At 68.7% G+C, this 26492-nt stretch carries 28 protein-coding genes; 17 read left to right on the plus strand and 11 right to left on the minus strand.

Features of this window, described 5'->3' with window-relative positions:
* The first annotated feature begins 120 nt into the window (after positions 1–120).
* Both AC1DYP_RS04650 and aroB read left to right on the plus strand, forming a co-directional pair.
* Positions 121–738 (plus strand): shikimate kinase, encoded by a 618-nt coding sequence (locus AC1DYP_RS04650; protein ID WP_477045334.1) that lies wholly within the window; start codon positions 121–123, stop codon positions 736–738.
* Positions 735–1844, plus strand: a complete 1110-nt coding sequence (aroB, locus tag AC1DYP_RS04655) for a 3-dehydroquinate synthase (RefSeq protein ID WP_477045335.1) — start codon at positions 735–737, stop codon at positions 1842–1844. The genes AC1DYP_RS04650 and aroB overlap by 4 nt, the downstream gene beginning before the upstream one ends.
* A gap of 11 nt (positions 1845–1855) precedes the next feature.
* Here the strand turns inward: aroB and AC1DYP_RS04660 are convergent, their stop codons facing one another.
* From AC1DYP_RS04660 to AC1DYP_RS04675, 4 genes are all read right to left on the minus strand, one after another.
* Positions 1856–2908: an NAD(P)H-dependent flavin oxidoreductase gene (locus AC1DYP_RS04660; protein ID WP_477045336.1), complete on the minus strand. Its 1053-nt coding sequence runs from the start codon at positions 2906–2908 to the stop codon at positions 1856–1858.
* A gap of 91 nt (positions 2909–2999) precedes the next feature.
* On the minus strand, positions 3000–3236 hold the full coding sequence (locus AC1DYP_RS04665) for a tautomerase family protein (RefSeq protein WP_477034070.1): 237 nt from the start codon (positions 3234–3236) through the stop codon (positions 3000–3002).
* A 115-nt stretch (positions 3237–3351) separates the two neighbouring features.
* A complete protein-coding gene (locus AC1DYP_RS04670; protein ID WP_477045337.1) occupies positions 3352–4062 on the minus strand; it encodes an SDR family NAD(P)-dependent oxidoreductase in 711 nt (236 codons plus the stop codon).
* 137 nt (positions 4063–4199) lie between these two features.
* Positions 4200–5138: a LysR family transcriptional regulator gene (locus AC1DYP_RS04675; RefSeq protein ID WP_477045338.1), complete on the minus strand. Its 939-nt coding sequence runs from the start codon at positions 5136–5138 to the stop codon at positions 4200–4202.
* A gap of 116 nt (positions 5139–5254) precedes the next feature.
* Here AC1DYP_RS04675 and AC1DYP_RS04680 point away from each other — a divergent pair, with 116 nt between their 5' ends.
* The 3 genes from AC1DYP_RS04680 (at position 5255) to AC1DYP_RS04690 (ending at position 8680) form a co-directional block, all read left to right on the plus strand.
* Positions 5255–6538, plus strand: a complete 1284-nt coding sequence (locus AC1DYP_RS04680) for an HlyC/CorC family transporter (RefSeq protein ID WP_477045376.1) — start codon at positions 5255–5257, stop codon at positions 6536–6538.
* A 180-nt stretch (positions 6539–6718) separates the two neighbouring features.
* Positions 6719–8308: a sensor histidine kinase gene (locus tag AC1DYP_RS04685; protein ID WP_477045339.1), complete on the plus strand. Its 1590-nt coding sequence runs from the start codon at positions 6719–6721 to the stop codon at positions 8306–8308.
* Between the two features lie 3 nt (positions 8309–8311).
* Positions 8312–8680, plus strand: a complete 369-nt coding sequence (locus AC1DYP_RS04690; protein ID WP_165184675.1) for a response regulator — start codon at positions 8312–8314, stop codon at positions 8678–8680.
* A 120-nt stretch (positions 8681–8800) separates the two neighbouring features.
* On the opposite strand, the gene AC1DYP_RS04695 is transcribed toward AC1DYP_RS04690, so the two are convergent.
* On the minus strand, positions 8801–11818 hold the full coding sequence (locus AC1DYP_RS04695; protein WP_477045340.1) for a TonB-dependent receptor plug domain-containing protein: 3018 nt from the start codon (positions 11816–11818) through the stop codon (positions 8801–8803).
* A 321-nt stretch (positions 11819–12139) separates the two neighbouring features.
* Here AC1DYP_RS04695 and AC1DYP_RS04700 point away from each other — a divergent pair, with 321 nt between their 5' ends.
* On the plus strand, positions 12140–14173 hold the full coding sequence (locus tag AC1DYP_RS04700; RefSeq protein ID WP_477034065.1) for an alpha/beta hydrolase family protein: 2034 nt from the start codon (positions 12140–12142) through the stop codon (positions 14171–14173).
* Positions 14174–14229: 56 nt separating this feature from the next.
* Here AC1DYP_RS04700 and cdd read toward each other — a convergent pair whose 3' ends face one another.
* Both cdd and AC1DYP_RS04710 read right to left on the minus strand, forming a co-directional pair.
* A complete protein-coding gene (gene cdd, locus AC1DYP_RS04705; protein WP_477045341.1) occupies positions 14230–14664 on the minus strand; it encodes a cytidine deaminase in 435 nt (144 codons plus the stop codon).
* A gap of 90 nt (positions 14665–14754) precedes the next feature.
* On the minus strand, positions 14755–15027 hold the full coding sequence (locus tag AC1DYP_RS04710) for a BolA family protein (RefSeq protein ID WP_056441183.1): 273 nt from the start codon (positions 15025–15027) through the stop codon (positions 14755–14757).
* A gap of 59 nt (positions 15028–15086) precedes the next feature.
* Between AC1DYP_RS04710 and AC1DYP_RS04715 the strand changes: the two genes are divergently transcribed.
* The gene (locus tag AC1DYP_RS04715) at positions 15087–15737 is read left to right on the plus strand and encodes a J domain-containing protein (protein WP_477034062.1); all 651 of its coding nucleotides are present in this window, start codon (positions 15087–15089) and stop codon (positions 15735–15737) included.
* Positions 15738–15740: 3 nt separating this feature from the next.
* On the opposite strand, the gene AC1DYP_RS04720 is transcribed toward AC1DYP_RS04715, so the two are convergent.
* Positions 15741–16406, minus strand: a complete 666-nt coding sequence (locus AC1DYP_RS04720) for a phosphatase PAP2 family protein (protein ID WP_477045342.1) — start codon at positions 16404–16406, stop codon at positions 15741–15743.
* A gap of 275 nt (positions 16407–16681) precedes the next feature.
* Between AC1DYP_RS04720 and AC1DYP_RS04725 the strand changes: the two genes are divergently transcribed.
* The 4 genes from AC1DYP_RS04725 (at position 16682) to AC1DYP_RS04740 (ending at position 19245) form a co-directional block, all read left to right on the plus strand.
* A complete protein-coding gene (locus tag AC1DYP_RS04725) occupies positions 16682–17074 on the plus strand; it encodes an RcnB family protein (RefSeq protein WP_477034061.1) in 393 nt (130 codons plus the stop codon).
* Between the two features lie 127 nt (positions 17075–17201).
* A complete protein-coding gene (gene cobS, locus AC1DYP_RS04730) occupies positions 17202–18209 on the plus strand; it encodes a cobaltochelatase subunit CobS (protein WP_477045343.1) in 1008 nt (335 codons plus the stop codon).
* 98 nt (positions 18210–18307) lie between these two features.
* Positions 18308–18895, plus strand: coding sequence for a hypothetical protein (locus AC1DYP_RS04735; RefSeq protein WP_477045344.1), 588 nt, complete (start codon positions 18308–18310; stop codon positions 18893–18895).
* A 101-nt stretch (positions 18896–18996) separates the two neighbouring features.
* Positions 18997–19245 (plus strand): DUF2188 domain-containing protein, encoded by a 249-nt coding sequence (locus AC1DYP_RS04740; RefSeq protein WP_477034059.1) that lies wholly within the window; start codon positions 18997–18999, stop codon positions 19243–19245.
* Positions 19246–19249: 4 nt separating this feature from the next.
* On the opposite strand, the gene AC1DYP_RS04745 is transcribed toward AC1DYP_RS04740, so the two are convergent.
* A complete protein-coding gene (locus AC1DYP_RS04745; RefSeq protein ID WP_477034058.1) occupies positions 19250–19468 on the minus strand; it encodes a hypothetical protein in 219 nt (72 codons plus the stop codon).
* Between the two features lie 869 nt (positions 19469–20337).
* Between AC1DYP_RS04745 and ychF the strand changes: the two genes are divergently transcribed.
* From ychF to AC1DYP_RS04770, 5 genes are all read left to right on the plus strand, one after another.
* Positions 20338–21438, plus strand: a complete 1101-nt coding sequence (gene ychF, locus AC1DYP_RS04750; RefSeq protein WP_477045345.1) for a redox-regulated ATPase YchF — start codon at positions 20338–20340, stop codon at positions 21436–21438.
* A gap of 110 nt (positions 21439–21548) precedes the next feature.
* Complete coding sequence (locus AC1DYP_RS04755; RefSeq protein ID WP_477045346.1) at positions 21549–21986, plus strand: hypothetical protein; 438 nt, start codon at positions 21549–21551, stop codon at positions 21984–21986.
* Positions 21983–22663: a dienelactone hydrolase family protein gene (locus AC1DYP_RS04760; protein ID WP_477045347.1), complete on the plus strand. Its 681-nt coding sequence runs from the start codon at positions 21983–21985 to the stop codon at positions 22661–22663. The genes AC1DYP_RS04755 and AC1DYP_RS04760 overlap by 4 nt, the downstream gene beginning before the upstream one ends.
* Before the next feature lie 81 nt (positions 22664–22744).
* Positions 22745–23434, plus strand: coding sequence for a hypothetical protein (locus AC1DYP_RS04765; RefSeq protein ID WP_477045348.1), 690 nt, complete (start codon positions 22745–22747; stop codon positions 23432–23434).
* Positions 23427–24119, plus strand: coding sequence for a dienelactone hydrolase family protein (locus tag AC1DYP_RS04770; RefSeq protein WP_477045349.1), 693 nt, complete (start codon positions 23427–23429; stop codon positions 24117–24119). The genes AC1DYP_RS04765 and AC1DYP_RS04770 overlap by 8 nt, the downstream gene beginning before the upstream one ends.
* On the opposite strand, the gene AC1DYP_RS04775 is transcribed toward AC1DYP_RS04770, so the two are convergent.
* On the minus strand, positions 24116–24688 hold the full coding sequence (locus tag AC1DYP_RS04775; RefSeq protein WP_477045350.1) for a DUF1579 domain-containing protein: 573 nt from the start codon (positions 24686–24688) through the stop codon (positions 24116–24118). The two genes, AC1DYP_RS04770 and AC1DYP_RS04775, sit on opposite strands and share 4 nt — an antisense overlap.
* 126 nt (positions 24689–24814) lie before the next feature.
* On the opposite strand from AC1DYP_RS04775, the gene AC1DYP_RS04780 reads away from it, so the two are divergent.
* A complete protein-coding gene (locus AC1DYP_RS04780) occupies positions 24815–25612 on the plus strand; it encodes a pepsin/retropepsin-like aspartic protease family protein (RefSeq protein WP_477045351.1) in 798 nt (265 codons plus the stop codon).
* 22 nt (positions 25613–25634) lie between these two features.
* Here AC1DYP_RS04780 and AC1DYP_RS04785 read toward each other — a convergent pair whose 3' ends face one another.
* Entirely contained in the window at positions 25635–26489 is an 855-nt protein-coding gene (locus AC1DYP_RS04785) for a cytochrome c1 (RefSeq protein ID WP_477035232.1), read from the minus strand.
* Between the last annotated feature and the right edge of the window lie 3 nt (positions 26490–26492).

Consider the following 26492-nt stretch of genomic DNA (forward strand, 5'->3'; position numbering starts at 1 on the left):
GTTCAACTATGCCGCAGGACAGGGGTTGGCGAAACTTTTCGCCCTCCGGAACACCCTGAACGTGGCTTTGGTCCAAACCTTGGCGGGAGGCCTCGCCCTCGTGTAAACCGCCATCAGGCCATGACCGACGATCCCGCTCCCTCCCGCCCCGAAATCCAGGCGCCTGAATCCCAGGGTCCGGACCCGAGGGCCGCGTTGCGCCACAGGACGATCGTCCTGGTGGGGCTGATGGGCGTGGGCAAGTCCAGCGTCGGCCGCCGGCTGGCCACCGCCCTGGACCTGCCGTTCCGCGACGCCGACAACGAGGTCGAGGCCGCCGCCGGCCGCTCGATCCCCGAAATCTTCGCCGAGATGGGCGAGCCGGCCTTCCGCGACGGCGAGCGGCGGGTCATCGCCCGGCTGCTGGACGAGCCGCCGCACGTGCTGGCCACCGGCGGCGGGGCCTTCGTTAACGCCGAGACCCGCGCCCTGATCAAGTCCAAGGCTGTCGCCGTCTGGCTCAAGGCCGACCTGGAGCTGCTGGCCCGCCGCGTGGGCCGCAAGGAAGGCCGGCCGCTGCTCAAGGGCCGCGACCCGATGGACGTGCTGCGCGAGCACGCCACCCTGCGCTATCCCGCCTACGGCGAGGCCCATCTGACGGTCGAGACCGGCGACACCGCCCACGGCGTGGCGGTCGAGGCCGTGATCCAGGCCCTGAAGGCCCATCTGAAGACCCAGTCCGAAAGTGAGTCGACGTGATCACCACCATCCCCGTGGGCCTGGGCGCGCGCGCCTATGACGTGGTCGTCGGCACGGGCCTGATCGACCGGGCGGGCGAGCACATCGCCCCGCTGCTCAAGCGCAAGCGCGTGGCCATCGTCACCGACACCATCGTCGGCGAGCACCACGGCGAGCGGCTGGCCAATGCGCTGGAGCACGTGGGGATCGCCACCGACGTGATCCTGGTGCCGCCCGGCGAGGAGACCAAGAGCTTCGAGGGCCTGGCCGACCTGTCGGACCGCCTGCTGGCCCTGAAGCTGGAGCGCGGCGACATGGTCATCGCGTTCGGCGGCGGGGTGGTCGGCGACCTGACCGGCTTCGCGGCGGCGATCTACAAGCGCGGCATCGACTTCATCCAGATCCCCACCACCCTGCTGGCCCAGGTGGATTCGTCCGTGGGCGGAAAGACCGCCATCGACACGCCGCGCGGCAAGAACCTGATCGGCGCCTTCCACCAGCCGCGCCTGGTGCTGGCCGACCTGGACATCCTGGCCACCCTGCCCGCCCGTGAGCTGGCCTGCGGCTATGCCGAGATCATCAAGTACGGCCTGCTGGGCGACTTCCCGTTCTTCGAGTGGCTGGAGGCCAACGTCCACGCGGTGCTGGAGCGCGACACCTCGGCCCTGGTCCGCGCCGTCGGCCGCTCGGTCGAGATGAAGGCCGAGATCGTCGCCGAGGACGAGAAGGAAGTCGGCCGCCGCGCCTTGCTGAACCTGGGCCACACCTTCGGCCACGCGGTCGAGGGCGAGATGGGCTTCGGCGACGCGCTCAAGCACGGCGAGGCCGTGGGCCTGGGCATGGCCCAGGCGTTCCGCTTCTCGGCGCGCCAGGGCCTGTGCTCCAGCCAGGACGCCGTCCGCGCCGAGGCCGCCATCAAGGCCGCCGGCCTGCCGACCAAGCTTTCGGACATCCGCCCCGAGCCGTTCAGCGCCGACGCCCTGATCGCCCACAGCGCCCAGGACAAGAAGGCCGAGGGCGGACTGCTGACCTTCATCCTGGTGCGCGGCATCGGCGACGCCTTCGTGGCCAAGAACGTGGACCGCGAGGACCTGCTGGCGTTCCTGATCGAGGAAGGCGCGGTCTAGGACGGCTCGCCCTAGTCGACGCCGCCCAGGCTTCGCGTCAACGCGGCGGCCGACATAGGCTTGGCCAGGCGGAAGGCCTGGCCGGCCCACAGCGGGCTGAAGTCGCCGCGACCGGCCGCCTCCGCCGCCGCCCGCAACGGCGCCAGCGCCGTCCCGGCCGTCGGGAAGGCCGGGGCCAGGTCGGAGAGCGGGCCCAGCTCGGTCATCAGGCGATTGACGATCCCGCGCGCCGGACGGCCGGTGAACAGGTTGGTGATCGCCGTCGCCTCCTCGGCCGACCTCAGGGCCTCGCGGTGGACGGCCGAAACCTTGGCTTCCGGCGTCAGCAGATAGGCCGTGCCGACCTGGACGGCTTCCGCCCCCAGGGCGAAGGCGGCCAGCGCCCCGCGACGATCGGCGATCCCGCCCGCCGCGATCACCGGAACCGAGACGGCGTCGGCGATCCGGGGCAGCAGCGCGAACGTGCCGACCTGGGCGCCCATGTCGTCGGTGAGGAAGTTGCCGCGATGGCCGCCGGCCTCGGCCCCCATGGCGATGACCGCGTCGACGCCCCGGGCCTCCAGCCACTGGGCCTCGGCCAGGGTGGTGGCCGAGGACAACACCTTGGCCCCGGTGCGCTTCACCCGGTCCAGCAGCGCGGGCGTCGGCAGGCCGAAATGGAAGCTGACCACCTCGGGTCGGTAGTCTTCCACCACCGCGCAGAAGGCCTCGTCGAACGGCGCGCGCCCACCGGCCGCGAGGGGTTGGTCCGGATCGAGCCCGGCCTCGACATAGTAGGGCGCCAGCCGGCGTCGCCAGGCGGCCTGACGCGCCGGATCCTCGGCCGGCGCGAGGTGGGTGAAGAAGTTGAGGTTGATCGGACCGCTGGTCCCGGCCCGCACCGCGTCCAGCGCCGCCCGCAGCTCGGCCTCGGAATAGAGGGCGCTGGGCAGCGAGCCCAGGCCGCCGGCGTTACTGACGGCGATCACCATGTCCGGCGTTGTCGCGCCCGCCATCGGCGCCTGGATGACCGGCAGCTCGACGCCGAGAAGGTCGAGCAGGCGGCGGTGGTTCTGGAGGCTCATGAACAACGCTCCTGTTTCCGGATCGGGTCTCCGCCGAAGCGGTCGATGGTAGGTGCGGGAGGGGGCCGCGACGGCGCGCGGCCCCGAGGGTTCAGCCCTGTCCCGCCGCCCTTCGCCTACGGTACTCCAGGGCGGGCAGGCCGCCCCAGCCCCAGTTCTCCAGCTCGACCTCCTCGATGACCACGAAGGTCGAGTCGAGCGGCTTGTGCAGCACGTCGAGCAGCAACTGGCTGACCCCGGCGATCAGCGCGGCCTTTTCCTCGGCAGTGACGGCGTCGCGGCCGGGGCCGGAGCCTTCCCGCGTGACCTGGATGTTGACGATCGGCATGGCGGTTTCTCCCTCCAGCATTTTCGAGCGAAGCAGCTTCCGGTTCGCGTGAAGAAAATGCGTCAAAACAAAAGACTAGAGCTCCTGGCCTGATGCAATCAGGTCAGGAAACACCCTAGTGACCAGCGCTTTGACCGCCGTCGACGTGCAGGATCTCGCCCGTCACGAAGCCGGCGGTTTCCAGATAGAGCACCGCCTCGACGACGTCGCGGATCTCGCCCAGGCGATTGACCGGATGCAGGCCGGCCAGGAAGGCGTGGGTTTCCGGCGCGTGCATCGGCGTCTTGATCACGCCGGGCGAGACGGCGTTGACGCGCACGCCCTTGCCGGCCAGCTCGATGGCCAGGGACTTCGTCGCCGAATTGATCCCGCCCTTGGTCAGGCTGGCCAGCACCGAGGGCACGTCGGCGATGGCGTGGTCGGTCAGGGTGGTGGTGATGCTGACGATGTGGCCCGAGCCCTGCTTGATCATCTCGGCGGCGACGCGCTGGGTGATGTGGAAGAACCCGACCAGGTTGGTCGAGAGATTGGCCTCGAAGTCCTCGGCGGTGAAGGCGGTGAACGGCTTGGCCGTGAAGATCCCGGCGTTGTTGACCAGGGTGTCGACCCGCCCGAAACGGGCGACGGCCTCGGCCACCACGCGCTCGGCCGTCGCCGGATCGCCGATGTCGCCGGCCACGGCCAGGATGTCGGGATCGGACCCCTGCTTGATCGAGCGGGACGTGGCCACGACCCGATAGTCGCGGTCCCGATAGGCCTTCACCAGGCTGGCCCCGATGCCTTGCGATGCGCCGGTGACGATGGCGACCTTGCGTGCGTTGCTCATGACTTGCTTCCATGACGCCCGGCGCGCGGATCGCGGCCGGCGGTCTCGACGACCGATGAGCGTCTATGTCGGCCCGTCCGCGAAACGACTGAATACTCGCCGAACGGCGGTCAGCCTTCCGCAAAACGAAACAACGCCTAGCGCGGGACCAGGGCCTCGGCTTCCGCCGACAGCCGCGCGAACTCGGCCCTCAGGCGAGGCGCGGCGAAATCCAGGAAGGCGCGGACCTTCGGCGTCGAGGTCCGTCCCTGGGGCGTGATCAGATGCACCGGCAGCGAGGGCGGCTCGGCGTCGCGCAGCAGCAGGCGCAAGCTGCCGTCCAGCACGCGCTCGGCCACGTGATAGGTGTAGAGCCGGGTCACCCCGCAACCCGCGACCGCCGAGGCCACGGCCGCCCGGACGCTGTTGACCACCAGACGCGGCTTGAAGTGCACCGACCGGGCGATCCCGCCGGCCGACGCGGGCGGGAAGACCCAGGTGTCGTGGCCGAAGTGGGTGGTGGTGACGATCCGATGCCGGACCAGGTCGGCCGGCTCGTCGATGCGGGGATGGTCGGCCAGGTATCGCGGCGCGGCGGCGATCACCCGCTTGACGTCGCCGCCCACCCGGACCGCGACCATCGAGGAGTCGGGCAGTTGCCCCACCCGCAGGGCGACGTCGATCCCTTCCTCCACCAGGCTGGCGTGGCGGTCGAGGAGGAGCAGGTTCACCGCCACGGCCGGATAGGCGTCCAGGAAGGCGTCGATGACCGGACGCAGGATCTCCTCGCCGCTGATCGGCGGCGCGGTGATGGTCAGGGTCCCCCGCGGAGCCGAGCGTTCGCCCAGGGCGATCAGGTCGGCCTCCTCCAGGTCGACCAGGATGCGCCGGCAGGCGGCGGCGTAGCGCTCGCCCGCTTCGCTCAGCCTCAGCGAGCGCGTGGTGCGGTGCAGGAGTTCGGCGCCGACATGGTGCTCCAGAAAGGCGATCGCCCGGCTGACGGCGGCTGGCGAGCGGCCCAGCCGTCGCCCGGCCCCGGCCAGGCTGCCCTCGTCAAGGGCGGCGACAAACACCCGCATCGCCTCGATACGATCCATTCGATCTTCCGCCTGAAGCAAGATTGGACGCCAGAAGCCGAGCATACCGCCGCTTGGCGGAACAATCCATGCCGCCCCTCCCCCTGCGGGCGCCCGCGTCGTACAACCGCGCCATGATCCTGACCGCCATCCTCGGCCTCGCGCCGATCATCATCGCCCTGCTGGCCGTATCGGCGCTGTTCTCGGCCGCCGAGACCTCGCTGACCGCCGCCTCCCGGGCCCGCATGCACCAGCTGGAGCGCGAGGGCGACAAGCCGGCCAAGCGGGTCAACAAGCTGCTGTCCGACCAGGAGACGATGATCGGGGCGGTGCTGCTGGGCAACAACCTGGTCAACATCCTGGCCTCGGCCCTGGCGACCCAGGTGCTGACCGCCGCCATCCCCGGCCCATGGGGCGTGGCGGCGGCGACCGGCGCGATGACCGTGCTGGTCCTGGTGTTCGCCGAGGTGCTGCCCAAGACCCTGGCGATCCTGAAGTCCGACGACGTGGCCCGCTTCCTGTCGGCCCCCACCCTGCTGGTGGTGCGGGTGTTCGGGCCGATCATCTACACGATCCAGTGGATCGTGCGCCGCACCCTGCGGCTGTTCGGCGTCAAGCTGGACATGGGGGTCGACGTGCTGGCCGCCCACGAGGAGATCCGCGGCGCGGTCGAGTACCACCACTCCGAAGGCGGGGTCGAAAGCGGCGACCGGCGGATGCTGGGCGGGGTGCTGGACCTGTCGGACATGGACGTCTCGGAGATCATGGTCCACCGCAAGTCGATCACCCTGATCGACGCCGACCTGCCGATCCGCGAACTGGTGGCCGAGGCCCTGGAGGCCCAGCACACCCGCATCCCGCTCTATCGCGAGAACCCCGACAACATCGTCGGCGTGCTGCACGCCCGCGACCTGCTGCGGGCCCTGGCCGCCGCCAACGGGGCGATCGACGACATCGACGTGGCCACCATCCAGCGCGAGCCGTGGTTCATCCCCGACACCACCAACCTCAAGGACCAACTGAACGCCTTCCTCAAGCGCCGCAGCCACTTCGCCCTGGTGGTCGACGAGTACGGCGCCCTGCAAGGCCTGGTGACCCTGGAGGACATCCTCGAGGAGATCGTCGGCGAGATCGAGGACGAGCACGACACCAAGGTCGAAGGCCTTCGTCCGCAGGCGGACGGCTCTGTGCATGTCGACGGCCACGTCACCGTCCGCGACCTCAACCGGGCCATGGACTGGCGTCTGCCGGAAGGCGACGCGGTGACCATCGCCGGCCTGGTGATCCACGAGGCCCAGACCATTCCGGAGCCGGGCCAGATCTTCATCTTCCACCACCACCGCTTCCAGGTGCTGCGTCGCCAGCGCAACCAGGTCACGGGCCTGCGGATCAGCGGGCGGCTGGACGAGAGCGTCCGCTAGCCGCTCCGTCGGCCACCCGACGCAACCGCTTGATTTTGACGGTTTTCCGCAACGAACCACTTTGAAGCGGCCCGGGTCGGGCGCAGGATGCGCCCCTCGGGAACCATCACCGTAGCGGCGCGTTGGTGAGCGCGCCCGGAAGACGGGGCGTTTGGGGGGATCACGGGATTGGTCAAGGCTATGGGCCGCGCCGAAGAGGACGGGTTCGAGGACCTTGTCGCGCGCCTCAACGCGGCCGAAGAGGCCCTGGCCGAGGAGGTGCGCCGTTCGCGCGCCCTCAACCGCATCGCCGAGGCCATCGGGGCCGGGCACGACGCCGAGAACCTGATCCAGACGGTCGTCGACGGCGGCGTCGAGCTGACCGGCGCCCAGTTCGGCGCGTTCTTCTACAATGTCGTCGACGAGGCCGGCGAAAGCTTCACGCTCTACAGCCTGTCGGGCGCGCCGCGCGCGGCTTTCGAAGCCTTCCCGATGCCGCGCAACACCGCCGTCTTCGCCCCGACCTTCAATGGCGAGGGCGTGGTGCGGTCGGACGACATCACCAAGGACCCCCGCTACGGCCGGAACGCGCCGCGCCGCGGCATGCCCGAGGGGCATCTGCCGGTGCGCAGCTATCTGGCCGTGCCGGTTGTCACCCGCGAGGGCGCCGTGCTGGGCGGCCTGTTCTTCGGCCATCCCGCGACGGGCCGCTTCGACGTGCGCGCCGAGACCCTGGTGGTCGGCCTGGCCGCCCAGGCGGCGGTCGCCATCGAGTCCGTGCGGTCCCACAACGCCGCCCAGGTCGAGCTGGCCCAGCGCCGCCGGGCCGAGGAGCGCCTGAAGTTCGCCCTGGACGCCGGCCGGCTGGGCTCGTGGGAGCTGGACGTCGAGACCCGCGCCTACCTGGCCTCCGACATCTGCAAGGCCAACTACGGGCGCGGCCCCGACGACGACTTCGCGTTCGCCGACCTGATCGCCTCGGTGCATCCGGGCGACCGCGAGCGGATGACCGCCGCCATCGAGGCGGCCATCCGTCACGGCGCGGAATACGACATCGAATACCGGGTGCGCACGCCGGCCGGCGAAACCCGCTGGGTGCACGCCCGCGGCCGGGCCGCCCAGACCACCGACCACGGCGGGGCCCGGCGCATGGCCGGCGTGTCGCTGGACGTCACCGAGCGCAAGCGCGCCGAGGAGCGCCAGAAGCTGCTGGTCAACGAGCTGAACCACCGCGTGAAGAACACCCTGGTCTCCGTGCAGTCGATCGCCAGCCAGACCCTGCGCACCACCGAGACGCCCGAGGCCTTCCGCGACGCCTTCGAGGGCCGGATCATGGCCCTGTCGCACACCCACAACCTGCTGACCGAGCAGAACTGGGAAGGCGTCAGCCTGCGCGAGATCTTCGATTTCGAGCTGGAGGCCTTCGCGGCCCGCGATCGCATCGAATTCAACTATGCCCAGGACCTGCAACTGAGCCCCAAGGCGACGGTGGCCTTGGGCATGGCGGTCCACGAATTGGCGACCAACGCGCTGAAATACGGCGCCCTGTCGGTTCCCGAGGGGACGGTGCGGGTGGTCTGGGCGTTGGAGTCTGGCGAGGTTCCCCACCTGCGCCTGACCTGGACCGAACAAGGCGGCCCTCCGGTCGCTCCGCCGACGCGTCACGGATTTGGCGCACGTCTTCTCGAAAAGGGCCTGGCGGGCGAACTGTCCGCCCAGGTCAACCTAGCCTATGATAGCCTTGGCCTCGTATGCACCATGAGGTTGCCGATCCGTGCTCTGGAGCCCTGAACAATGAAGACCCTCGCCGCCCTTAAGGTCCTGGTGGTCGAAGACGAGGCGCTGGTCTCGATGTTGGTGGAAGACATGCTCAGCGATCTTGGCTGCGTCGTGGTCGGTCCCGCCGCCGAGCTGGAGGAAGCCTTGCGCCTGGCCGGCAGCGCCGACATCGACGCGGCCCTGCTGGACGTCAATCTGGGGGGACGTCCGATCTTCCCGGTCGCCGACGCCCTGAAGGAGCGCGGCGTGCCGTTCGCCTTCGCCAGCGGCTATGGCGAGGCCGGCCTCTCTGAAGGCCACAAGGGCGCGACCGTGCTGCAGAAACCGTTCCGCGAAGCCGACCTGCGCAAGGTGCTGGAAGGCCTGGCCGCCCAGGTGGTCTAGCACCGCCTCGCCTTCATCGACCTGCAAAAGAAAAAGGGGCGGACCGATGGTCCGCCCCTTCTGCTTTGGTCGTCGCGGTCGTCCTAGAGCCTGTCCGAGGACAGGCTCTAGTCCGGACACCTAGAAGCGACGGGTCAGGTTCACGAACACCTGACGGCCGATGTAGTCGTACTGGGTCGCGAAGGCGTAGCTGCCGACACGGCCGTAGGTGAAGTTGCCGCGGTCCTGCAGGGCCGGCGACACCTTGGGCGGCGCTTCGTTGAAGAGGTTGGTCACCCCCACGATGCCTTCCCACTTGTCGGCCTCATAGCGAACCGACAGGCCGTGGTACCACATCGCCTCGGCGTGGTTCTTGGCGATGAAGGCCGCGCCCTGCGGCGTCGTCAGGTTTGACGGCGGCGAGAGGTTGGTGCCGAACTGGTAGTCGTAGTTCGACTGGTGGCCCACGAACTCGGTCGACCACGTGACGGTGAAGTCGTTCCAGCGGTAGCGCAGCTGGGTGTTGCCGACCACCTTCGGTTCGCCGATCACGCCGTTGAAGTCGTCCGTGTTGCCCGGGAAGAGTTCCTGGCTGTCTTCCAGCGTGTAGCTGAACTGGCCGTCCAGGGTCAGCTTGCCCGGGCCGATCTCGCGGTTGTAGCGGAACGTCAGGTCGATGCCGCGGCTCGTCTGGCTGACGATGTTGCGGAACGAGCCGTCGATCTCGGTGATGCCCAGATAGGTGGGCGAGTCGGGATCCAGATCGCGCGTGAACAGGGCGCAGAAGGGGTTGGTCGGGAAGTCAGCCGCCGCGTAGCACTGACCCACCACGGCCGCGCCGTTGCTGGTGACCTGATCGTTGACGTCGATCTCGTAGTAGTCGACCGCCACGTTGATGTCGGCGAAGTCCGGGGTCCAGATGAAGCCCGCGCTGAACGCCTTGGACTTCTCGGGCTTCAGGTTCTCGCCGCCGCCGGTGATGATGAACGCCGACGGGTTGGCCCCACCGTAATCACCCGGAATGCCCTGCGCGGCGCAGTTGGCCGCGATGGTCGGGTTCGACACGCCGCCGCCTTCCGGCGGAGCGTAGCGGATGCAGGGATCGACCGAGGCCTGGCCCAGGAAGCCGCCCTGGTCGCCCAGGAAGCGCTCGAACAGCGCCGGGGCGCGGAACGAGGTGCCGTAGCTGGTCCGCAGCCGGTAGGCGTTGGTGATCTGCCAGTTCAGACCGGCCTTGTAGGTGTAGTTGGTGCCGTAGGAGTCGTAGTCCGACACCCGGCCCGACAGGTTCGCGGTCAGGGACTCGACCGCCGGCAGGGCCTTCAGGAGCGGCGCTTCCAGTTCGCCGTAGCCTTCCCAGACGGTGTCGCTGCCCTTCGTGCGGCTGGCGGTGGCCAGGTTGTAGAAGTTCTGCGCGGTGAGGTCCGGGCCCGGCTTGTCGTCGAGCTTGTCATGACGGTACGACACGCCGAACGCGCCCGACAGCGGGCCGGCCGGCAGCTTGAACAGGTCGCCCGTCACCGAGAACTCGCCGATGGTCTGCTCGTAGTCGGTGACGCCCTTGTCGGTCAGCTTCAGATAGGCGTAGTCGTCCGGCGTCAGATTGCCGGTCGACAGAACCTGGTCCGAGAACAGGTTGATATGGCGGACGCCGGCCGGGATCGGCGTGAAGTCGCTGGTCGCCCAGTCGCCGCCGATGCCGGCCAGGAACTTCTCGCTGTCGATGCCCGTCAGGCTGTATTTGCCATGGTTCTTCGAATAGCTGAGATAGCCGTCCCAGGTCCAACCGTTGAGGAAGCCCAGGCCCTCGCCGAACTTGCCGCGCAGGCCCGCGATGCCGCGAACCACGGTCACGTCCTGGGTGAACTTGTACGGCGTCAGAGCCAGGGCCTGAGGCGCGTAGAGGCCCACGCCCGAGATCGTCTGGGCGGTGTTGGCGAAAGAAGCGCCCGGGCAGTTGAACGGGTTCACATCGCACGGGGCTTCCGGCGCGATGATCGGGAACAACTGCTGGATATTGGTCTGGGACGACTTGCGCTGGTGGCCCAGGAACTCGCCATAGGCCTCGCCGAAGTTCAGGTCGTACTGACCGTCGGCATAGATGGTGTAGCGCTTGGTCGGCGAGATGAAGTCGACGTTACGCTCCAGGGCGTTGACCGAATCGCGGTCGTTCAGCGGCGCGAACCGGTAGCCCGGCAGACGCGGGTCGGCGGCGGACGCGGCGACGATCGGTGGGTTGGCCGGATAGGCCGGACCGTCGGTCGAGATCTTGGCCCGGCTGCCGTAGAAGGCGCCCGACGAGGAATAGACCGGGATGTAGTTGAACTGGGCGCCGGACGGGCCCAGGCACTTGAAGGTGCCGGTGTCGACGTCGATCCAGTCGTTGCGCGCGCCGGTGGTCGGGTTGAAGCTGTACTGCTCCTGGCACATCAGGTCCTTGCGGTCGCCGAACTTGAGCGCCTTCTGCTCGTAGTACTGGCCGCTGATCTGGAAACGCCCCTTGTCCAGCACCCGCCCGTAGGCGCCGCTGAAGGTGTATTCGTTGCCGCCGTCGCCGCCGCCGCCGAACTTGCCCGAGGCTTCCAGGCGGCCGCCGTCCAGCTTGTTGCGGGTGATGACGTTGACGACGCCGGCCACGGCGTCCGAGCCGTAGATCGACGAAGCGCCGTCCTTCAGGATTTCATACCGGTCGACGATCGCGTCGGGCAGGATGTTCAGGTCGACGGCCGCGACCGCGCCCTGGGTGCCCGCCGGGGGCAGGCGCCGGCCGTTCAGCAGCACCAGGGTGCGCTGGTCGCCCAGGCCGCGCAGCGAGACGGTGTTCACGCCGCCGCCGCCGTTGACGACGAAGCCGGTGAACTGGCTGTTGATCTGAGTCGAACCGGCCGAGACCGAGGCGCCCTGCAGGATCTCGCTGCCGCTGACCAGACCGGCCAGGGTCGAGCCCTCGGTGGTGATCACCTGGACCGGCGAGATGCTGTTGAACTCGTTGCGGCGAATCCGCGAACCGGTGACGACCAGCTCGTCGACTTCCGTCCCTTCCGGGGCCGCGGCGGGCGGGGCTGCGGTCGTGTCCTGGGCCGCCGCGAAGGTCGGCGCGCCCACCACGATCGCGCCGGCGATCATGGTCGTGCACAATAGGGTTTTACGTAAGAACATTTTTACTCCCCGCGCTAAGGAAGCCTTGCGACATGGCGTCCCCCAAGGCTCAAGCGGCCAGTTAGGCAGGTCAAAAGCCGCGCTTCAACGAACGCGATGGGCGACCGGTGATTTCTTGCGCCACGAGTTACAATTTAGTCACATGGGCGCCACAATGGCTTAGCTTAGCCGTATTTCGTGCCTTTCTTGGGCATGCCTCGCTACCTGGCGTATTTGGATTCCCGGCAACGACCCAGGATTGCGATACATCGCCGCCACATTGCGGACACCCGCAAACTGTCGCTACCGTCTGGACAGTCGGTTCATTCCAATGAGGGTCACGTGCGGACTCAATCCAAGAAACTGCTGATGGCCATGGCCGCGGCGACCTGCCTGGGCCTGGCCTCGGCGGCGACCCTTTGCGCGCCGGCCGCCCTGGCCGCGGCGCCCAGCGCCAAGGACTTCTCGCGCTACGCCGCGTTGTCGGACGTGGTGATCTCGCCGGACGGCCTGCATATCGCCGGCCTGATCTCCACCGACGGCGAGGAACGCCTGCTGGCCGTCTGGGAGACCGCCCACCCCGACCGCCAGCCGTTCATCATCGCCTCGCGGCACATGCGGCTGATGAGCGTCGAGTTCGTCAAGAACGACCGGCTGGCGATCGTCGTGCAGCAGACCCTGACCGTCGGCTCCATGAAGGGTCACCTGGAAAAGATCTACATCACCGACCTGAAGGGCCAGGACTGGAAGCCGGCCCTGCCGGAGGAGCGCGCCACCAGCGACAGCGCCGAGTTCGAGAAACAGGCGGGCAGCCCGGCGATCCTCAGCCACCTGCCCGGCGATCCGCAGCATATCCTGGTGATGGACACCAGCACCGACGGCGAAGGCGACGTCTATCGGGCCAACATCTACAACGGCACGGCCGAGCGGGTGGAGCGCGGTTCGGAGAAGTTCGGAGACCTGCAGGCCGACGCCAAGGGCGAAATCCGCGCCAAGGTCGAGCTGGACTTCGAGGACGGCAAGGCGGTCTACATCCAGTGGATCAAGAACCCGAAAGGGCAGTGGGAGCCGCACTTCCGCTCCTACTTCAAGGACCGCAACATCTTCGGCGTCGCCGGTTTCAGCGACGACCCCAACATCGTCTACGTGGCGGGCCGCCAGCCCGGCGCGGACAAGACCGGGATCTACGTCTACGACGTCACGGCCAAGAAGATCGTCGAACCGGCCTTCGAGCATAAGCTGTTCGACGCCCGCGGGGTGGTCGAGGACGAGTCCGACCGCCTGCTGGGCTTCAGCTACCAGGGCGCCAGCAACAGCATCTATTGGGTCGATCCGCAGATGGCGGCGATGGACAAGGGCGTCCGCGCGGCGCTGGGGGTCAAGACCACGCCCCTGGCCTGGACCGACCCGGGCACCGGGCAGAAGGCCAAGATCAGCGTCGCCGACGGCGCCGACCTGTCGGTGGATTCGTGGTCGGACGACCATGGCACGATCATCGTGCGGAAGTCGGGCCCCAAGGAGCCTGGCGACTACTACCTGTTCACCAAGGACGGCAAGCTGTCGCTGCTGGGCAAGGAGCGCCCGTGGATCAAGCCCGACACGCTCGGCGACACCCGGCTGATCGAATACACGGCGCGTGACGGCCTGGTGATTCCCGGCTTCCTGACCACGCCCCCGCCTTCCGCCGGTCCGGGCCCCTATCCGACGATCATCCTGCCGCATGGCGGTCCCTGGTCGCGCGACACCCTCGGCTGGGATCCGGGCGGCTGGACCCAGTACTTCGCCAGCCGCGGCTACGCGGTCCTGCAGCCCCAGTTCCGCGGCAGCGAGGGCTGGGGCCGCAAGCTCTGGACCGCCGGCGACAACGAGTGGGGCCAGAAGATGCAGGACGACAAGGACGACGGCGCCAAGTGGCTGATCGACCAGAAGATCGCCGACCCCAAGCGCGTCGCCATGTTCGGCTATTCCTACGGCGGCTATTCGGCCCTCGCCGCCAGCATCCGCCCCAACGGCCTCTACCAGTGCGCGGTGTCGGGCGCGGGCGGCAGCCTGGCCGACATGAAGCGGGTCACCGCCGACAGTCGCACCATGCGGGAATACCAGCGCCCGTTCGTGGGCGGTCTGGACGCCATCCAGCACGCCGGCGAGGCCCAGATCCCGATCTTCCTGTACCACGGCGAGCGCGACACCAATGTCGACATCAAGGACTCGCGGCGCTTCATCGCCGGGCTCAAGGCCGCGAACAAGCCCTACAAGTGGTTGGAAATCAAGGACATGGGCCACCCGTACATGACCATGACCCCGGCCATGATGGAGACCCAGCTGGTCGAGATCGAGAAGTTCTTCCAGAACGAGTGCAAGCCCGGCGGCCTCTAGCGGCCAGGCGATCAACGGCGAAGGGGCGGCGGAAACGTCGCCCCTTTTTCTTGGCCCTAGTCCAGGTCGCGGGGTCCGAACGAATCGGGCAGCAGGCTCCAGAACGGCGTGCGGCGCGTGGCCTTGCCGCCCTGGACCGAGACGATCTCGCAGGTGTCCGTGGCGAACTCGGCGATGCGCTGGCGGCAGGCGCCGCAGGGCTGGACCACGGCGTCGGAGCCGGCGGCGATCAGCACCTTGGCGATTCCCCGCCCGCCGGCCGTGACCATCGCCCCGATCGCCGTCTGCTCGGCGCAGGTGCCGGACGGATAGGCGGCGTTCTCGACATTGACCCCGAGATGGGCGCGGCCGTCCTCGTCGATCACCGCGGCGGCCACCGTGAAGTTCGAATATCGGGCGTAGGATCGCGCCAGCAGGGCCGGCAAGGCGGCCGCCAGCTCGTCCTCGTCCGGGGCGGGAGGGGAAACGGAAAGAATTTCGCGCGCGCTCATGCCGTGATTTGCCTCTCCGGCAGGGTCGCGCCGGGCGGAGAGGCAATCAGTCGCGGGGCCCGCTTGCAAGCCCGATTTCACGCCTGGCGATCAAGCTTCGCCCGGCGCCTTGGCGACGATCGAAAGGGCGTGGACCGGGCCCGCCATCTCCTCGGCAAGCGCCTGGAAAATCAGGCGTTGTCGGGCCACCCGGGCCTTACCGGCAAAGGCTTGGGCCTCGATCAGCAGGTTGAAGTGGCTCTCCCCGCCCTCGCGGTGTCCGGCATGGCCATGGTGGCGGTCGCTGTCGTCGACCACCTCCAGCCTCGTGGGCGAAAAAGCGGTGGTCAGTTTGGCGGCGATGGCATCGGCGACGGCGCCCATGATGGCTTCCTTGCTTGTCAATCCTTGAACGGAAATAGCTGCGGCTTACTCTAAGCGCCATGAGCGCCGACTTCGAATATCGCCCCAAGTTTTTCGACATCCGTGTCCGCCCCCCGAAATCGCCGGAGGAGGCGGCTCGGGAGAACGACGTCTTCGCCCTGAAACCGGGCGAAGTGCGTTGCGATCACCCCGAGTGCCGCTCGGCCGCCACGGCCAAGGCGCCCAAGTCGCGCGACATGCCGGGGGTCTACTACAATTTCTGCCAGCGCCACGCGGCCGAGTACAACAAGAACTGGAACTTCTACGCCGGCATGAGCGAGGGCCAGATTCGCGCGTCGCAGGAAAAAGAGAAGATGACCGGCGGCCGGCCGACCTGGTCGATGAAGGCCGACGCCAACTCGCGCGAAGCCGCCGCCGCCGCCGCCCGCGACGCCCGCCACGTCAACGATCCGTTCGGCCTGTTCCGCGCCCAGCAGCGCAAGGCCGAGTCGGCCGCCTCGGGCCGCGCCCTGGGCAAGCTGGAGCGCCAGGCCCTGGCGGACCTGGACCTGGAAGCCGGCGCCGACGGCGCGGCGATCCGCGCCCGCTACAAGGACCTGCTCAAGCGCTGCCACCCCGACATGAACGGCGGCGACCGCAGCGCCGAGCACAAGCTCCAGCGGGTGATCAAGGCCTACAAGACCCTGCAGAAGTCCGGTCTGGCGAAGTAGGGTTCAGCTTCCCCCCGGGTTTTTGGAGAGGGAGCCGAACCTCCGCTCCCAGGCCCACGCCGCCACCCAGCAGGCCATGGCCCAGGCCGCGCCCAGGCTCCAGCCCGCCAGCACGTCGCTGGTCCAGTGGACGCCCAGATAGATCCGCGAGGCGCCGACCAGCAGGCTGAGCAGCACCGCCGCGCCCAGGGCCAGGGCCTTGACCCGCTTGCGGGGCGCGAACCGGGCCGCCAGGGCGCCCAGGGTCAGGAACACCACGGCCGACAGCATGGCGTGGCCGGACGGGAAGCTGGGATTGGCCGCCTCGACCGCGCGATAGACCAGGTCCGGCCGCTCACGCCCGAACAGCTGCTTCAGGCCCTGGCTGATCAGCACCCCGCCGCCCGCGCCGATCAACACCACCAGCGCCTCGCTCCAGCGCTTCAGGCACAGCATCAGGGCGAAGGCCAGGGTGACGATCAGGCTCAGCACGGTCACCGAGCCCAGGGCGGTGACATCGGCCGCCGCCACGTGCAGCCACTTGGGCCCGATCAGGCTGTTGGGATCGCCCGGCAGGCGCAGGGCCTTGAGGATCGCCAGGTCGAAGGCGGTCGTGTCGCCCTCGGCCACGTCCTCGGACAGGTCCAGGAACGCCAGGGCGCCGCCCGCCAGCACCAGCAAGGCCGCCACGGCGCCCAGCTCGTTTCGCGCCGCGGTCAGCAGTCGCGGCAAATCCCGGCGAGGTTGAAAGGAGGGAAAACGCATCATGTGCAAGTGAACGCACAAAACTCGGTTTCGCGCCCGCCAGTATTCTAGGGCGGCCACGAAATGTTTCGGCCTCGAAACAAGATGAACCATTCCTGACCAGCGCCGTTCATGTCCGGTCCAAACCACTCTCGCTAGTGTCGGACTATCGAAGAGGTTCGGCAGTGTCGGACTGCCACACAACAGGAAAGGACCTCGTTATGAAGCGTCTGATCATCACCACCCTGGCCGCCACCCTGCTGGCCGGTACGGCCCTGTCGGGGACCGCCATGGCCGCCGGCCAACGTTACGACGACCGCGGCCGCTACGACCAACGTCACGATAGCCGCGATCATGATCGCCGCGACTACGGCCACGATCGTCGCGACTACGCCCATGACCGTCGGGACGACCGTCGCGAATATCGTCACTGGCAGCGCGGCCAGCGCCTGGACGCCCGCTATCGCGACAACCGCTACTATGTGAACGACTATCGTCGTCACGGCCTGCGCGCCCCGCCCCGCGGCTATCGCTGGCAGCGCGTGGACGACAGCTACATCCTGGCCGCCGTGGCCACCGGCCTGATCGCCTCGGTGATCATCGCCAACAACTAGGCCCTTTCCCAAGAGCCTCATTCGAGCGCCCCGGACAGTTCCGCTGTCCGGGGCGTTTGCGTTTTTTCAAGCCTGAAAGGCCCCTCGCCCCTTCCCCTCCCTGGGGTCAAGGCGGTAATCGGAAAGCATGCCCGACCTGACCGACAGCCACGCCGCAGATCCCCTGATCACCCTGGCCCCCGACAAGTGGGTCACGCTTCGTGACGCGTTCGGCGTCGACAGCGACATGAAGGTTCCGTTCTTCAGCCACAAGGACAGCCACGTCCCCGAGGTCGATACCGCCTACAAGTTCGATCCCCAGACGACCAAGGCGATCTGCGCCGGCTTCGCCCATGACCGCCGGGTGATGGTCCAGGGCTATCACGGCACCGGCAAGTCGACCCACATCGAGCAGATCGCCGCCCGGCTGAACTGGCCGCTGGTGCGGGTGAACCTCGACAGCCACGTCTCGCGCATCGACCTGGTCGGCAAGGACGCCATCGTCCTGAAGGATGGCAAGCAGGTCACCGAGTTCCGCGAAGGCATCCTGCCGTGGGCCCTGCAACGCCCGATCGCCCTGGTGTTCGACGAATACGACGCCGGCCGCCCGGACGTGATGTTCGTCATCCAGCGCGTGCTGGAGGCCGGCGGCAAGCTGACCCTGCTCGACCAGAACCGGGTCATCCGCGCCAACCCGTATTTCCGGCTGTTCTCGACGACCAACACCATCGGTCTGGGCGACACCACGGGCCTCTATCACGGCACCCAACAGATCAACCAAGGCCAGATGGACCGCTGGAGCATCGTCACGACGCTCAACTATCTCGACCACGACGTCGAGGCCGGCATCGTCCTGGCCAAGAACCCGTCCTACGACACGCCCGAGGGCAAGCGCACGATCGCCGCCATGGTCCGCGTCGCCGACATGACCCGCAACGCCTTCATGAACGGCGACATCTCGACCGTCATGAGCCCGCGCACGGTGATCACCTGGGCCCAGAACGCCGAGATCTTCGACAAGGACATCGGCCTGGCCTTCCGCCTGACCTTCCTGAACAAGTGCGACGAGCTGGAACGCCCGACCGTGGCCGAGTTCTACCAGCGCGCGTTCGGGACCGACCTGCCCGAGAGCGCGGCGCGGGTGAAGGTGGCGTGAGCCCAAGGCGAAGGGCCCTTTTCTCCGCCCTAGCCTTCACGCTGCTTTCGACCGCGTCCGCCCAGGCCTGCAGCCCGCCGCCGGGGTGGCCAAGGACCGTGGGCGTCTCCCTGCCCCCGACGGCCGAACGATTGGCGCGGTCCGCCGCCAGCATCGATCTGGTGGTCGCCGAGGCCGTCGACGATCTCTACGAAGTCGGGACCCAGCCCCAGGCCCTGGCCGCCGCCCTGGCGAACTCCGGCCAGACCGCGAACAAGGCCCAGGTATTGGCGGACCTGAAGGCAGAATGGGCCGGCGATGGCGGGCGCTTCCGCTATCGCGTCGTCCAGAGCCTCAAGGGCCAGGGATCGAAGACCTTCACGCTCAACGGCATGCGGACCTCGCCCGAGCTGCGGCGCGCGCAAAGTTCACACGATGCGGTGGTCCAGCTCCGCGCCCGGCTGGGCTCGGCCGATCTGGACACCTGGCCAGGATTCGGGGCGTGCATCACGCCGCTCTACAGCGCGGTGGGCCGGCGCTACCTGGTGTTCCGGGACTCGCATGGTCGGCTGCTGAGCCAGAACGTCGCCGTCCGCTACCATGACAAGGTCCTCGAGACCCCCGGCCCGGTCTATGTCGAAGTGTTCGGCGACACCGACCCCTGGCTGGCCGCCGTCCGCGTCGCGCTGGCGCCGGCGCGTCGCTGAGCCAGAGCGAGCGGGCCGGCGCATCCGTTCAAGACTTCGCGCTTGGAACCGTGACCTTCGAGGCGCAGTTTCTGTGAGCCAATCTGAACGGAGCCACGCCCATGACCGACATCACCTACAACATCGTCGAGCACGACGGCGGCTGGGCCTACAAGGTGGGCGACGTGTTCTCCGAGACCTTCAAGACCCATGACGCCGCCCTGCACGCGGCGCAGCGCGCGGCCGGCGAGCAGCGCGTGGCCGGCGAAGAGACCGGCATCTCCTACGAAGACGCCCGGGGTCAGTGGCACAACGAGCTGTCGGCCGGCGACGACCGCCCCACGACCCAGGTGGTCGACGGCAAGAAGTAGGACCTCAGTCCGGCGCGACCTCGCCCACATCCGCGAGGTCGCAGCCGACCACCATCAGGCGGACCTGGCCGTCCCAGACCTCGATCCGCGAGCAACTGCGATGCTCGGCCAGCAGCTTGCGGGCGTGAGCGGCGAGGTCTTCGCCGGCGTCGAGCACCCGCACGTCGAGGAACGGCGAGCGGCCGTCTGTCGTCAAGGCCACGAAGGTGTAGGTCTGCCCCATATGCGCTCGCCCGCCCTGGGCGAAGGAACGCCATGACGGCGGCCCTTCGCTAGGCCGCGAGCCTAATGCGATGGCGAAAGCGCCGTCGGTCAGCTTCCCGACAATCAGGGCGCGGATCGGCGAAACAGGGCCATGCGACGGCCCGAACTCCACACGACTTTCGACGCCAAGGCACTGATATGGCTAGCCTAAATCTTTAATCCCCTCACCCTTTCGTGACGCCCGTATCCTGATCTCACCTCGACGCAGGGAAAGGGCGCATGGCCAGCGACCGATGCGGCGGCGAGGGGCGATCGAGCGGGAAGCTCTGTCGGCGACGGCGTCCGCGTGTGTAGGGACCTCGTCAAACCCCATCCATCTGGTGCCGGCTGGGCTCGGAACACGGATACAGCGTTGGCTGGGGGCCGACTTGGCAGCAGGCGGGCGGATGACGCTCGCGGTCCGGGATCAGGCGCGTTGGCCTGACCCGCCCGTCGCGGGCTCCAAGGCGCGGCCCTAACAGGGCCTAGCGTCGCGGGCTTGCGGATAACGATGGCGCGGAGCGGCAGGCTTCGTCGAAACGGTTATTCTCTATTTCTTCCGGACGTCGTCCGGCGCTCCGCGACCCTTTCCACCAACTCAGCGGGAGACCGCGTGAGCTTGAGACGCCATGCCCGCGAACACTTGCCCCCACCTGACCGCTTCGCGGTCTGTCCGCCCCCACAGGGGGCGGAGGACGCAAACGCGGCTCCCCTCTTCCCCCTCTGGGGGAAGACGACCGCGAAGCGGTCCGTAGGGGGCAAGTGCTCGCCGCACCACCCATGCTCGTCCACCGGGACTTCCCCGCCGATCCGTGCTAATCGCGCGCCAACGAAATTCATGAGAGTTCCATGGCCCTTAAAGTCGCCATCGTCGGCCTGCCCAACGTCGGCAAGTCCACCCTGTTCAACGCGCTGACCCAGACGGCGTCGGCCCAGGCCGCCAACTATCCGTTCTGCACGATCGAGCCCAACACCGGCGAAGTGGCCGTGCCCGAGCCGCGCCTGGACGCCTTGGCCAAGATCGCCGGTTCGAAGGAGATCATCCCGGCCCGGATCACCTTCGTCGACATCGCCGGCCTGGTGCGCGGCGCGTCCAAGGGCGAGGGCCTGGGCAACCAGTTCCTGGCCAATATCCGCGACTGCGACGCCGTGGCCTTCGTGGCCCGCTGCTTCGAGGACGGCGACATCGTCCACGTCGAAGGCCGCATCGACCCGATCAGCGATCTCGAGATCATCGAGATGGAGCTGATGCTGGCCGACCTGGAAAGCCTGGAGAAGCGCGTTCCCGCCCTGGAGAAGCGCGCCAAGGTCGGCGCCGACAAGGAAAGCGCCAACACCCTGCGCCTGGCCACGATCGCGCTGAACCTGCTGCGCGAAGGCCGTCCGGCCCGCGCCGCCAAGATCGACGCCGACGACGAGAAGGCCTGGCACATGCTGCAGCTGCTGACCTCGCTGCCGGCCCTCTATGTCTGCAACGTCGACGAAGGCAGCGCCGACAAGGGCAACAAGTACAGCGACCTGGTGGCCGAACGCGCCGCCAAGGACAACGCCAAGGCCGTGGTCATCTCGGCCCAGATCGAGAGCGAGATCGCCTTGCTCGACGCCGAGGAACGCACCGAGTTCCTGGAAACCCTGGGTCTTGAAGAGCCGGGCCTGAACCGCCTGATCCGCGAGGCCTACAGCCTGCTGGACCTGCAGACCTATTTCACGGTCGGCCCCAAGGAAGCCCGCGCCTGGACCATCCACGTCGGCGACACCGGCCCGCAGGCGGCCGGCGTCATCCACACCGATTTCGAGAAGGGCTACATCCGCGCCGAGACCATCGCCTATGACGACTTCGTCAAGCTGGGCGGCGAAAGCGGCGCCAAGGAAGCCGGCAAGATGCGGGCCGAAGGCAAGGACTACGTCGTCAAGGACGGCGACGTGATGCACTTCCGGTTCAACGTCTAGTTCGACGCCCGGGGGGCTGGGTATGAGAATGATCGTCGCGCTTGGCTTCACCTTGGCCCTCGCGGGCCAGGCCTGTGCTCAGGAGACGGGGGGGGGGGGGCGGGTCGCAGATGGTCTGGTGCGCGCCGGTCGCAACCGACAGCCGCCCGGGCAAAGAAGCGTGGAGCACGAACTGCTTCGTCGAGATCCCGACCGGCGCGACCCAGATGGTGATGAGCGGCGGGCTCTATCCCACCATGCTGAGCACCGGTCAGGCCATGTTCGCAGCGCCCCTCGAGGTCACCCCGGGTCCGGCCGACTTCGGCGTTCCCCTTTCCTTGAACTACGTCTTTCGCAAGTGGAACGCCGCCGGCGACGCGGAAATGATGGTCGAGGTCCGCTGGCCACGCCGCGCGGCCTATATCGGAATCGTGTCCGCCAAGCGCATCGCCGACGGGGCGATCGTCAACGTGTCGAACGGCGAGATCCTGCTCACCCCCACGCCAGACGGCCGCTCAGCCACGGTCCGGATCGTCAAACCGCTGAATCTTGGAGCCAAGGCCGAATGACCGACACCGTCACCCTGACCTCCGCCATCGACGGCTTCCAGTTCACCGCCGCTCACGCGACGCCGCAGGGCGAGCGCAAGGGCGGGATCGTGGTGGTGCAGGAGATCTTCGGCCTGGACCACTACGTGATGGCCGACGTGGCGCGCTGGGCGGCTCTGGGCTTCGAGGTGCTGGCCCCGTCGATCTTCGACCGCGCCGCGCCCGGCTACGTGGCCGAGCACGAGCCGGCGGCCTTCCCGATCGGCGTCGGCCATGTGCAGGCGATCGGCCTGGAGAAGATGCTGTCGGACATCCAGGCCTGCATCGACGAACTGGCCCCGCGCGGACCGGTGTTCGCGGTCGGCTACTGCCTGGGCGGTTCGCTGGTCTGGCTGGCGGCCAGCAAGCTGAGGGGCCTGGCGGCCGGCGCGGCCTATTACGGCAGCATGATCGCGGCCAACGCCGAACTGCCGCTGAACGCGCCGGTGGTCGTCCACCTGGGCCGCAAGGACGGCCACATCCCCGCCGACGAGGTCAAGGCCAAGGTCCTGGCCGCCCATCCCGACACGCCCGTCCACATCTACGAAAACAGCGGCCACGGCTTCAACAACGACGGCCGCCCCGACTCCGATCTGGACGACGCCAAGATGGCGCGCGAACGGTCGCTGGCGCTGTTCCAGGCGCACGGCGCGAGCTAACGCCTGTCTCGTCGGGGGCTTGCGGAGCGCCCCAAGGCGATACAACCTAGAGCTCAGCGAAATCTGTCGGGGGATTTGAAAATGAAGATCGGACGCCTGTTCATCCTGGCCGCCGCGCTGGCGGCGGCCGCGGGGTCGGCGCTGGCCCAAACCGGGCCGCCCCCGCCGACGCGGCTCTACGGCACCCAGCAGTACAACATGACGGAATACAGCTCGGTCAACCGGCCGACCGCCCGGCTCGTGCCGCGCGAACCCGGCAACCCGATGGTGGTGAGGACGGCCGCCAAGATCGCCGCCGAGCTGCACGCGCCGTGCGAGGTGATCGACGCCGCCCCGCTCGCCACCCGTCCCAGCAGCAAGCCGGAATACGAGCTCGTCTGCAAGGACGCTCTGGGCTGGATCATCAGCACGGGTCCCGACGGCAAGCCGCAGCTGAACGACTGCCTGGCGCTGGACACCGGGGCCTTGGCCGCCGGCAAGACCTGGCCCAAGGGCATGGTCTGCTCGCTGCCGGGCAACGCCGCTCCCGTCGCCGGCCTCAAGGCGCTGGCCGCCAAGGCCTCGCCCGCCTGCACCGTGGCCGACGGAACCTTCCTGGGCGGCGGCGGCGATCCGCCGATCCGGCGCTACGAGATCGCCTGCAAGGGCGGCGGCGGCTACATCGTCGACGCCCCGGCACCGGGCTCGACCGCGACCCAGTCGTCGCTGTCCTGCGAGGAAGCCAAGGCGGCCGGCGTGGCCTGCACCCTGACCGACAAGAAGCATGGCTGAGGCCGGCGCGCGCATCGTCCTGACCACCGCCGACGGCGAGGCGGTCTCGGCCTACCACGCCCCGCCCGGCGAGGCGCGGCGTGGCGGGCTGGTGATCCTGCACGCCATCTGGGGGGTGACGCCGCACATCCGCGCCCTGTCCGACAGCCTGGCCGAGCAGGGCTACGAGGTGATCGCCCCCAGCCTGCTGGACGACGCCGACGCGCCCTTCCCGGTCGCCGACCTCGACCCGCCGAACCTGGACGTCCGCATGACCATGGGCCTGGCCAGCGGCTGGGGCGCGGCGGCCCTGCCCCGGGTGCAGGCGGCGATCGACGCCCTGTCCGATCAGGGCAAGGTCTTCGCCATGGGCTTCTGCTTCGGCGGCACCACGGCCTGGCTGGCCTCGGCCCGCTGCGCCGGGCTGACGGCGGTGTCGTGCTTCTACGGCGGCGACATCGCCAGCTATGTGGACGAACAGCCCAAGGTCCCGACCATCCTGCATTTTGGCCGGACGGACCCGATGATCCCGCTGGCCGACGTCGAGACGATCATCGCCGCCCATCCCGACCGGCCCGTATGGCTGTACGACGCGGGCCACGCCTTCGTCGCGCCCAACGGCTATCACGCCGACAGCGCCAGCCTGGCGATGCTGCGGACCCTGCAGCTGTTCCAGCGGGCCGGCGGGAGCCGGGGCGAGGCCTAGTTCGGCGGGATCGCGCCCGCCGCCGGCCAGCTGCTGTCGCCGATCCGCTTGAGGGTCATCTCGAAGAACTGGACCGGCGGCTGGCCCTCGACCACGCGCTCGCCCACCTCGCGCCAGACGCCGTCCTTGGCGGTGATCGTGTAGCGGATCGTCGCCGGCCCGGCCGCGATGGTCCAGATCGCGCCGTTCGGAGTCACGGTCAGCGGGAAGTCGCCGGCCTGGCCCATGGCGTAGGAGCGCATGCTGTAGGCGTCCTTGTCGGGGTCGTAGGAAATGATCCCCAGCGCGTTGAAGCCGGTCGAGCCGTCGGCGTTGTAGCCGCGCCCCTCGACCACATGCACCGCGCCGCCCAGCAGCGGACCGCTGCGCTCGGTCTGGGTGACGGTCAGCTTCTGGCCGCCGGGGCGGGTGGTCACGGCCGGGCCGCGCCAGACGCCGTCCATCCACGACAGGGCCTTCATCGCCGCCTGCTGCCTGGCGATCCGGGCCGCCGGATCGGGCGGGCTCTGGGCCCAGGCAGGCGCGGCGGCCAGGGTCGCGGCGAGGACGAGAACGGACAGGATGCGCATGAGGATCTCGGGACTGGATCGGCTTATGCAGATTACTCTGGAGCAGAGTTATCTGGGTCAACCCTTATCGAACACCGGTCGCGCTCGACGGTCGCCCGCGGCGCAAACCTTGGCTAGGATCGGATCATGCGTCGCCTCGCCCCTCTGCTGTTCCTGAGCCTGACGGCGACGCCGGCCATGGCGGGCGAGACCGCCTGCTGGTTCGAGAACGGCGCCGTGGTGGCCCCCGCCGCGATCGGCGACATGGCGGGCGACTTCGTGATCGACCTGTCGGCGCCCCGCACCCTGCTGCACAACACCGCCGCCCAGCGCGGCGGCTATGCCGAGACGGCCCTGACCCTGCCGGTGCGGGTGGCCGGACAGCAAGCGCCCGGGACGGCGGTGACGGTCGAGGACCTCGACTATCGCGGTGTCGGCTTCTTCACGCCGATCACCGGGGTGATCGGGGCCGACATCCTGGACCGTTATGTGGTCACCCTGGACTTCGCCCCCTGCCGCCTGCGGCTGGAGCGGCCGGGATCGACGCACGGCCACGAGCGGGGCGCGATCCGCGTCGTCATGGTGGGCGGCGTGCCGACCATCCCGGCGGCGGCTTCGGACGGCCTGACGGGGGTCTCCGGCCCCTTCGCCCTGGACACCGCCTCGGGCGGCGGCGTTCGGGCCCGCGGGGCCGCCGACGGGCCGCGCCAGAAGCCGGCCGGAACCCTGCGCGGCCTGTCGCTGAACGGAACCCTGCGCCAGGACCTGCCGGCCGTGGTGGCCGGCGACCTGCCCGACGGCGTGGTCGGGGCCGTCGGCGTCGACGTCCTGTCGGCCTATCACCTGCGGCTGGATCCCCAGGCCCTGCGGCTGTGGCTGACCCCTGCTCCGGCGCCCCACCCGATCGGCCAAGAAAAAGGGCCCGGCGTCACCGCCGAGCCCTGATCTCTTCAGGCGTCAGAACGGGTCAGTGCGACTCGTTCTTCCAGACCTTGCGGTAGCTCGCGTAGAGCAGGCCCGCGAACAGCACCAGATAGATCAGCACGACGAAGCCGGTCTGCTTGCGCTCTTCCAGCTTGGGCTCGGCGGCCCACATCAGGAAGGCCGAGACGTCCTTGGCCTGCTGGTCCAGCGTCGACGGGGTGCCGTCGTCGAAGGTCACCTGGCCGGCCTTCAGCGGCGGAGCCATGGCGATGAAGCCGCCCGGGGGCACGTGGTCGTGCGGACCCGACCAATACGAGCTCAGGTCGCCCGCCATGTACTTGTTGTAGTGCTGGGTCGGATCCATCTTCAGGCCGGGCGGCGGGGCCGCGTAGCCGGTGACGATCGAGTAGATGTGGTCCGGACCCTCTTCGCGGGCCTTGGCCAGCAGCGACATGTCCGGCGGCAGGGCGCCGCCGTTGCCGGCGCGGGCCGCGGCTTCGTTCGGGAACGGCGACGGGAAGCGGTCGGCCGGGGTGGCCGGGCGCTTGATGGTGTCGCCGGTCTCGTTGTCGATGTCGGCGACCTCGTAGTCCTTGGCGATCGCCTTGACGTACGGGTTGTCGTTCGAGTTCGGGTACTTCTCGTCGTAGAACGGACCGCCCTTGTCGCCGAGGTTGCGGAAGCTGACCAGGCTCATCGCGTGGCAGGCCGAGCAGACCTCACGATAGACCTTGTAGCCGCGCTGCAGCTGGTTCTTGTCGAACTTGCCGAGCGGGCCGTCGAACGACCACTCGACCTTCTTGGCCGGCAGGGCGCCGTGGGCCGCCAGGGCCGGACCGGCGACGCCGGCCGTCAGGAGACCCGCGACCGCTGCGATGACGGAGAGTTTGCGCAGCATCGG

This window comes from Caulobacter sp. P1_D6 (assembly GCF_056406095.1).